The 520-nt window shown below is 45.8% G+C and carries 1 rRNA gene; it reads right to left on the bottom strand.

Going from position 1 to position 520, the window contains the following annotated elements:
* A 23S ribosomal RNA gene (locus ACFQ0V_RS04140) occupies window positions 1–175 on the bottom strand; the annotation flags it as partial.
* Window positions 176–520: the final 345 nt, after the last annotated feature.

Below are 520 nucleotides of genomic sequence, written 5' to 3'. Positions count from 1 at the left end.
ATTGCGCTATGTATTCACGCAAGTGTACTATTCCATTACGAATAGTGGGTTCCCCCATTCGGAAATCTTCGGATCAACGCTTACTTACAGCTCCCCGAAGCATATCGGTGTTAGTTCCGTCCTTCATCGACTTCTAGTGCCAAGGCATCCGCCATGCGCCCTTGTTCACTTAACCTAAACTTCCAATAAGCTTCGCATGACGTCGTCAGCCGCATGTCACTCGTCAGTTACGTAGCGAACTACGCGCCTTCCTCGTTCCATTTGCTTCCTAGTCCTGCTCGCTTCTTGAAACTTTATCAAATTGTTAATAAACTTCGTATTCCGTCGTCAACTTCCCATCATTCGGCGGTCACGTAGCGAACTACGCTCCCTTCTCATTCTGTTCGTTTCCTAGGACTACTCGTTTCTTACCAATTTTTTGATTTGAAATGTGGTGTGCGGGGGTATGATATCCGCGCCTGCATTTCGGAATGCTCTTTATAGCGATATAAAGAAGACATTCTTGTATTACTCGGTTTGT

This window comes from Savagea faecisuis (assembly GCF_042675605.1).
In the GTDB taxonomy this organism is placed as follows: Bacteria; Bacillota; Bacilli; order Bacillales_A; family Planococcaceae; genus Savagea; species Savagea faecisuis.
Note: the sequence above shows the minus strand (reverse complement) of the source record. Positions and strands in the feature narration are given on the sequence as shown.